6 protein-coding genes are annotated in these 7572 nt (G+C 73.2%); 4 read left to right on the top strand and 2 right to left on the bottom strand.

What is annotated here, in order from left to right; genetic code table 11:
- Together DQW85_RS31270 and DQW85_RS31265 are read left to right on the top strand one after the other, a co-directional pair.
- On the top strand, positions 1–1543 hold a 1543-nt coding region (locus tag DQW85_RS31270), incomplete at its 5' end, for an IucA/IucC family protein (RefSeq protein ID WP_113703397.1).
- Positions 1540–2916 (top strand): glutamine synthetase family protein, encoded by a 1377-nt coding sequence (locus DQW85_RS31265; RefSeq protein WP_113703396.1) that lies wholly within the window; start codon positions 1540–1542, stop codon positions 2914–2916. The genes DQW85_RS31270 and DQW85_RS31265, both read left to right, overlap by 4 nt.
- 78 nt (positions 2917–2994) lie before the next feature.
- On the opposite strand, the gene DQW85_RS31260 is transcribed toward DQW85_RS31265, so the two are convergent.
- Together DQW85_RS31260 and DQW85_RS31255 are read right to left on the bottom strand one after the other, a co-directional pair.
- Positions 2995–4977: an amino acid transporter gene (locus tag DQW85_RS31260; RefSeq protein WP_113703395.1), complete on the bottom strand. Its 1983-nt coding sequence runs from the start codon at positions 4975–4977 to the stop codon at positions 2995–2997.
- 106 nt (positions 4978–5083) lie between these two features.
- A complete protein-coding gene (locus DQW85_RS31255; RefSeq protein WP_113703394.1) occupies positions 5084–6331 on the bottom strand; it encodes an FAD-dependent oxidoreductase in 1248 nt (415 codons plus the stop codon).
- Positions 6332–6460: 129 nt separating this feature from the next.
- Between DQW85_RS31255 and DQW85_RS31250 the strand changes: the two genes are divergently transcribed.
- Together DQW85_RS31250 and DQW85_RS31245 are read left to right on the top strand one after the other, a co-directional pair.
- Complete coding sequence (locus tag DQW85_RS31250; protein WP_205315549.1) at positions 6461–7198, top strand: dienelactone hydrolase family protein; 738 nt, start codon at positions 6461–6463, stop codon at positions 7196–7198.
- A gap of 33 nt (positions 7199–7231) precedes the next feature.
- Positions 7232–7572: MFS transporter (locus DQW85_RS31245; protein ID WP_205315548.1), on the top strand; the 341-nt coding region annotated here is incomplete at its 3' end.

Here is a 7572-nt window from a genome sequence, read left to right as displayed (position 1 = left end):
CGAGCGGCTGCTGCTCGACGCCCGCGCGGTGCTCGGCTGGGACGGCCCGACCACCGCCGAAGTGCTGCGGGAGCTGACCGCCACCCGCCGGGCCGAGGCGGTGGCGATCTCCCGCGCCCTGCCCGCCGCCCGGCTCGCCGACCTGGACCACCTGGACCTGGAGGGGCACCAGGACGGCCACCCCTGCATGCTGCTCAACAAGGGCCGGCTCGGCTTCGCCGCGTCCGACGTGGCCGCCTACGCTCCCGAGGCGGCCGGCGCGGTGCGCCTGCTGTGGGCGGCCGTGCACGGCTCGCTGGCGGGCTATTCGGGCGTGCCCGGCCTGGACGCCCCGGCGCTGCTGGCCGAGGAGCTGGACGAGGACACGCGCAAGCAGTTCGCCGTCGCGCTGGAGGACGCCTGCGCCCTGACGGGGCTGGACCCGGCCGGCTTCACCTGGCTGCCCGTCCACCCCTTCCACTGGGACGAGGCCGTCGAGCCGCTGTTCGCCCCCTACCTGGCCGATGGCCGGATCGTGCCGCTCGGCGAGGGCCCCGACCGCTACCGGCCCCTGCAGTCGATCCGCACCCTCGCCAACCTGGACCACCCGGAGCGGCGCAACGTGAAGGTGCCGCTCCTCATCCGCAACACGCTGGTGTGGCGGGGCCTGTCCACCGAGCCGACCAGGGCCGCGCCCGATGTCAGCGCCTGGCTGCACGCGCTGCGCGACGGCGACCCGTACCTGCGGGACGAGCTGCGCTTCCACCCGCTCGGCGAGGTGGCGTCCGTCGCGGTGCGCCACCCCGTGTACGACTCCGTGCGCAACGCCCCGTACCGCTACCACGAGCTGCTCGGCGCGGTCTGGCGCGAGCCGGTGGCGGCGATGCTCGGCGACGGCGAACGGGCCCGGACCATGGCCGCGCTGCTCAAGATCGGCTCGGACGGCCGCGCGCTCGTGACCGAGCTTGTCGAGCGCTCCGGGCTCGCGCCGCGCGCCTGGCTGGCCCGCTTCCTGTCCGCGCTGCTGCCGGGCCTGCTGCACTACCTCTACAGGTACGGCGTGGCGTACTGCCCGCACGGCGAGAACACCGTGATCCTCTACGACGCGGCGGACATCCCCGTCGGCATCGCGCTCAAGGACTTCGCCGAGGACGTCAACCTGCTGCCGGACGAGCTGCCCGAGTACGCCGCGCTGTCGGCGCGCGCCCGCGCGGTGCTGCTCCGCTGGCCCGCCCCGGACCTGGCGCACTCGCTGCTCAGCGCGGTCTTCGCGGGCCACTTCAGGTTCTTCGCGCCGCTGGCCGAGACGCACCTCGGCGTGCCGGAGGCGGAGTTCTGGGGCCTGGTACGGGCCGAGATCGAGCGCTACCACGCCCGCTTCCCCGATCTGGCCGGTCGGGCGGAGGCGTTCGGCCTGTTCGCGCCCGCGTTCGACCGGGTGGCGCTCAACCGGGAGCAGCTGCTCGGCGGCGGCTTCCACGACCGCGCCGAGCGCGACGAGGGCTTCGACGTCGTCCACGGCACGGTCACCAACCCGCTCGCCGGTCCGCAGGAGGACAGATGACATCCCCGAACACCCCGGGTGTCCTGACGTACGAGGAGCTGCGCGCGGAGGCCGCGGCCGGGCGCGTCGAGGAGGTGATCGTCAGCGTCCCGGACCTCCAGGGCCGCCTGCAGGGCAGCAGACTGGCCGTCCCGTACTTCCTGGACGAGGTGTCGCGGCAGGGCTTCGGCGCGTGCGTCTACCTGCTCGCCTCCGACGTCGAGATGGGCACCGGGCCGGGCTACGCCATCGACGCCTGGAAGTCCGGCTTCGGCGACTTCGTCCTGCGCCCCGATCCCGCCACGCTGCGGGTGCTGCCCTGGGACCCCGGCACCGCGCTCGTCCTGGCCGACGCCGTGTGGCCGGGCGGCGAGCCGGTCGAGGTGGCCCCGCGCCGGGTGCTGCGCGCCCAGCTCGATCGGCTGGCGGAGCGCGGGCTGACCGCTCTCGCCGGCACCGAGCTGGAGTTCCTGGTCTTCCGCAACACGTACCGGGACGCCTGGGAGCGGCGCTACCACGGCCTGGAGGCCGGCACGCGCTACAACGTCGACTACTCCTTGCAGGGCCTGGCCGAGATCGAGCCGGTGGTGCGCCGCGTCCGCCGCGAGATGGTGCGCGCGGGGCTCCCGATGGAGACGGCCCGCGGGGAGTGCCACGCCGGCCAGTACGAGATCGTCTTCCGCTACGACGAGGCGATGGCGACCTGCGACAAGCACGTCTTCTTCAAGAACGGCGCCAAGCAGATCGCCGCGCAGGAGGGCGTGGCGCTCACGTTCATGCCCAAGTACGACGAGGGCGAGGGGAACTCCTGCCACATCCACCTGTCGCTGCGCGGCGCTGACGGCTCGGCGGTGTTCGCCGACGAGACGGCGGACGACGGCATGTCGGAGCTGTTCCGGCAGTTCGTGGCGGGCCAGCTCGCGTGCCTGCCGGAGCTGGCGCTGCTCATGGCACCGAACGTCAACTCCTTCAAGCGGCTCCAGCCCGGCGCGTTCGCGCCCACCGGCATCACGTGGGGACGGGACAACCGCACGTGCCCCGTCCGCGTGGTCGGCTCGGGCGGGTCACTGCGCATCGAGCACCGCGTGCCGGGCGGGGACGCCAACCCCTACCTCGCGGTCGCCGCCGTGCTGGCCGCCGGTCTGTACGGCATCGAGAACGGGCTCACCCTGCCCGCGCCGCACGCGGCCAACGCCATGGCCGACCCGTCGGTGCCCCGGCTGCCCACGACGCTGCCCGAGGCGCTGAGCCGCTGGGAGAGGAGCGAGATCGCGGCCAAGGCCTTCGGCGAAGCGGTGGTCGGCCACTTCGCGCGGGCGGCGCGAGCGGAGCTGGCGGCGTTCGAGACGGCGGTCACCGACTGGGAGCGGGTACGCGGCTTCGAGCGCCTCTGAGCCCCGCTCAGCGCGCCGGAGCGGCGATCGGCCGCGTCATTTGAGCCCCGCCCAGCGCCGGAGCGGCGATCGGCCGCGTCAGCCGCCGACGTGGATGCCGGGACGCCGGGCCGGATCCGGCTCGCTCCTGCGGATGATCTCCCGGACGACCGGAGGGGTGTCGCCCCGGCCGAGAATGAGATAGCGGAACAGGTGCGTGAGCGGGTCGCCTTCCGACCATTCGAAGTAGCAGTGCGGCCGCACCCCGGTGGCGTCACGCAGGGCGAGCAGGATCGCGGCGATGGCGTTCGGGGCGGCCGGGCTGTCGACACGCAGCACGCGGTGGCCGCCGATCTCGACGCCGCGCACCTCGAGCACGTCGCTGAACTCCGAGGGGTCGATCACATCGATCTCCAGGAACAGCACGTCGGCCGCTCCCGGCACGGGGTTCATGCCGCGCTGTTCGAGCTCTTTGGCCGTGTACTCGGCCGTGTCGCCGGCCTGGCGGCGGTTGGCGATGAGGTTCAGGGCCCCGTCGTGCTTGATGGAGCCGGTGATGAACCGGCGGGCCGCCTCGTCGAACTCGATGCGCTCCGCCCGCAGCTCGGTGGTGCGGGAGATCCGCGACACCAGGGAGATCACGATGATGCCGAGGATGAACACCGCGGAGATGGCGATGCCGTCGGGCTTCTCCCTGACGTTCTCCGCCAGCGCGTACACCAGCACCAGCGTGAGCACGGTGAAGCCGGCGGTGGCCGCGCGCTGACGGCGGCGGGCGGCCGAGATGGTCACCGCGACCGCGCCGGAGACCATCATCGCCAGGATGCCGGTCGCGTACGCGCCGGCCTGCGCGTCCACGTCGGCGTCGAACGCGATGGTGAGGACGACGCAGACGAGCGTGTAGACGAGCACGACCGGGCGGACGGCGCGCCCCCATTCGGGCGCCATGCCGTACGAGGGCAGGTAGCGCGGCACGATGTTGATGAGACCGGCCATCGCCGAGGCGCCCGCGAACCACAGGATGAGGATGGTGCTGATGTCGTAGGCCGTGCCGAACGCCTCGCCGAGCCGCTCGTGCGCCAGGTAGGCCATGGCCCTGCCGTTCGCCTCGCCACCCGGGCGGAACTCCTCGGCCGGGATGAGGACGGTGGTCACGAAGCTGGTCGCGATCAGGTAGACGCTCATGACGAGCGCGGCGGCGGTGAGCAGCTTGCGCGTGTTGCGGATGCGGGAGGCGAGCCGCTGCTCGGCGTCCTGGCCGGAGGCGGCGACCAGCGGCATCATGCTGACGCCGGTCTCGAAGCCGGACAGGCCCAGCACGAGCAGCGGGAAGGCGAGGATCGCGGGCCCGACGACGCCGCCGAGGCCGCCGCGGCCCTCCGTGAGGGCGCCCGTCCACGCGGAGAGCGCGTCCGGAGAGGCGAGCACCTCGCTCAGCCCGGCCACGACGACCACCGCGTTGAGCACGAGGAACACCGCCACCAGCGGGATCGCCACGCTGACCGCCTCGGTGAAGCCGAGCAGGAACACCCCGCCGAGCACCAGCAGCAGGGCCACGGTCAGCGCGACCTCGTGGCCGTGGAGGAACCCGGGGAAGTAGGGGTTCTCCAGGATGTGGACCGAGGCGTCGGCGGCCGACAGCGTGATCGTGATGATCCACGAGGTCGCGACGAAGCCGAGCAGCACCAGCACGAAGAGCTTGCCCCGCCAGAACGGGAGCAGGTTCTCCAGCATCGCCACCGAGCCCTGCCCGTGCGGGCTCTCCTTGGCCACCCTCCGGTACATCGGCAGCATGCCGAGCAGCGTCAGCGCCACGATCAGCAGCGTGGCGAGCGGCGACAGGGCTCCGGCGGCCAGCGCGGCGATGGCGGGCAGGTAGGCGAGCGTGGAGAAGTAGTCCACGCCCGTCAGGCACATCACCTTCCACCACGCCTGTGGCTTGGCGTGCCCCTCCTGGGTCTCCGGCCCGACCGGCTGGACCCGATGCTCCAGCAGCCAGCGCCCGACCCGGCTCTTGGGGGGCGCCGGGCGTACCGGGCTGTCGACCACCTCGGGGACGACCAGCTCACCAGTGCCGCTCATCCGCGTCTCCCTCTCGCTCGCCAACGACCGTCCGCGACCTCCGGACATGCCCAGGCTAGAGCCCGCGATCAACCAGCGCGGCGGCAGCCCACGACGAAGGCTCGCGTCAAGTGCTGACGGCGGACGTCCCGGGGCGTCTGGCGAAGTCCGGCGCGCGCTCCGGCAGGAAGCCGATGCCGATGAGGTACGCCGTGACGGCCCGGCTGCCGGGGATCCGGTTGAGGACGGCCGCCGCCGCCCTGGGCGGGCCGTCCCGCCGGCCCTCGATCGTCGGCCGTACGAGGACCCGGTGCATGAAGCGCTGGAGGGCCTGCACGAGCACGGTCGGCAGCAGTCGCCGGCGGCGCACCTTCGCCAGGTCCCCTGCCGTGACGCGCCCGCGCCGGAGCGGCCCGGCGAGCAGCCGCGCCGCGGCCACGGCGTCCTGCACGGCGAGGTTGATCCCCACGCCGCCGACCGGCGACATGGCGTGCGCGGCGTCGCCGACGCACAGCGCTCCGTCGACGTGCCAGCGCCGCAGCCGGTTGAGCCGTACGTCGAGGTGCTTCACGTCGTCCAGCGAGCGGATCGCGCCGACCCGGTCGGCGAACTGCGGCAGGACGGTCCTGATCCGCTCGCGGAACGCCTCCAGCCCTTCCGCCCGCACCCGCGCGTCGACGCCCTTGGGCGCGAGGTAGGCGATCTGGAAGTAGCCGTGCCGGGGGATGACGACGGCGAAGTGGCCCTTGTGCATGCTGGGCATGAGCGCCCCGGCCTGGTCGTCACGTTCCCGGGGCAGCCGGAACCACCAGGTGTCCATCGGCACCGGGTACTCACGGGGCCGCAGGCCCGCCTGCCGGCGGACGACCGACCAGCGGCCGTCGCAGCCCACGACCAGCTCCGCGCGCAGCTCGCCCGCCGTGCCGTCGGCCCCGCGGTAGCGGACCCCGGCCACGCGTCCCGAGTCGCGCACCAGGTCCGTGACCTCGGTGTCCATCCGGAGATGGAAGCACGGCTCGGCCCGGCCGGCCTCGGCCAGCAGGTTGAGCAGGTCCCACTGCGGCACCATCGCGACGTACGGGTGCGGGGTCTTCAGCCGGCGGAAGTCGGCCACCACGACCCTGCTCCCGCCCTCGCCGGGGAACGCCGCCTCGTGGAAGCGGCTCTGCGGCAGCGCGGCGAACCGCTCCCCCAGGCCCAGCTCGTCGAGCAGCAGCATGGTGGACGGGTGAACGGTGTCGCCGCGGAAGTCGCGCAGGAAGTCGCCGTGCTTCTCCAGCACGGTCACCTCGACGCCGGCGCGGGCGAGCAGCAGGCCCAGGACCATCCCGGCCGGTCCGCCTCCCACTATCGCGCAGGTCGTGTTCTCGGTCATCGCTCTCACCTTTTTCATCACTTGATGAATAAGCTCAGGATCGCAAGCCCCGGCCGCCAGGTCAAGCGGATCTCGCCTCGGTCAGAATGAGCGGAAAGTCTCATCTCCTCTCCCTGCCAGGAGGACGCCGTGCCTCTCACGAACCGCGTCGAGCTCTCCCAGCACCTCGCCTCGAACGGCGACTCGCGGCGCCTCACCGGCCACCTCGCGCGACCCGCCGGACCAGGCCCCTGGCCGGGCGTCGTCGTCCTGCACGAGGCGTTCGGCGTGGACGACGTGATGCTCCGCCAGACCGGACGGCTCGCCGAGGCCGGATACCTCGCCCTGATGCCGGACCTGTTCACCGACGGCGGCCCCCGCCGCTGCCTCATCCCGACCATGCGGGCCATGCTGTCCGGCCGCGGACGCGCGTTCGACGACGTGGCGGCGGCCCGCGACGAGTTGGCGGGCCATCCGGACTGCACCGGCCGGATCGGCGTCATCGGCTTCTGCATGGGCGGATCGTTCGCGCTGCTGGCAGCGGGGCGGGGGCTCTTCGACGCCGCCTCGGTCAACTACGCCCGCCTGCCCCGCGACCTCGACGGGGCAGTGGCCGGCGCCTGCCCGGTGGTGGCCGGGTACGGAGGGCGGGACCGCACGCTCAAGGGGGCGGCGGTCAGGCTGGAAGCCGCCCTCGACCGGGCCGGCGTCGTCCACGACGTCAAGGAGTACCCGGAGGCGGGGCACTCCTTCCTCAACGACGCCGAGAACGCCCCGCCCCCACTGCGCACGATCTCCCGCATCGCCGGAGTCGGACCGCACCCCGAGTCGGCCGCCGACGCCTGGCGGCGCATCGAGGCGTTCTTCCAACGGCACCTGGGGGGCTAGCTCGATGATGTAACAACCGCTACATTTCCTGGCGTGAGCACGGAAGCCGGTCCCTCGGGCGCCAAGGGAGCCAAGGGAGCCATGTGGCCGCTCTACGCGGCCGGGTTCACCACCGCGTTCGGCGCGCACGGCATCGCCGCGAACCTCGGCGCGCACAGCCAGGACGCGGTCACCTCGCTGCTGGTGCTGGGCGGCCTGCTGGCGCTGTACGACGGCGCGGAGGTGGTGCTCAAGCCGCTGTTCGGCACCCTGGCCGACCGGGTCGGGGCGCGTCCGGTCCTGCTCGGCGGCCTGCTCGCCTTCGCCGCCGCCTCCGCGCTGTACGCGGTCGGCGACAGCCCGGCCTGGCTGTGGGCGGCCCGCCTCGGCCAGGG

This window comes from Nonomuraea lactucae, from assembly GCF_003313395.1.
GTDB classification, from domain to species: Bacteria; Actinomycetota; Actinomycetes; order Streptosporangiales; family Streptosporangiaceae; genus Nonomuraea; species Nonomuraea lactucae.
The sequence above is the reverse complement of the archived record's forward strand: the minus strand, read 5'-3'. Positions and strand labels throughout refer to the sequence as shown.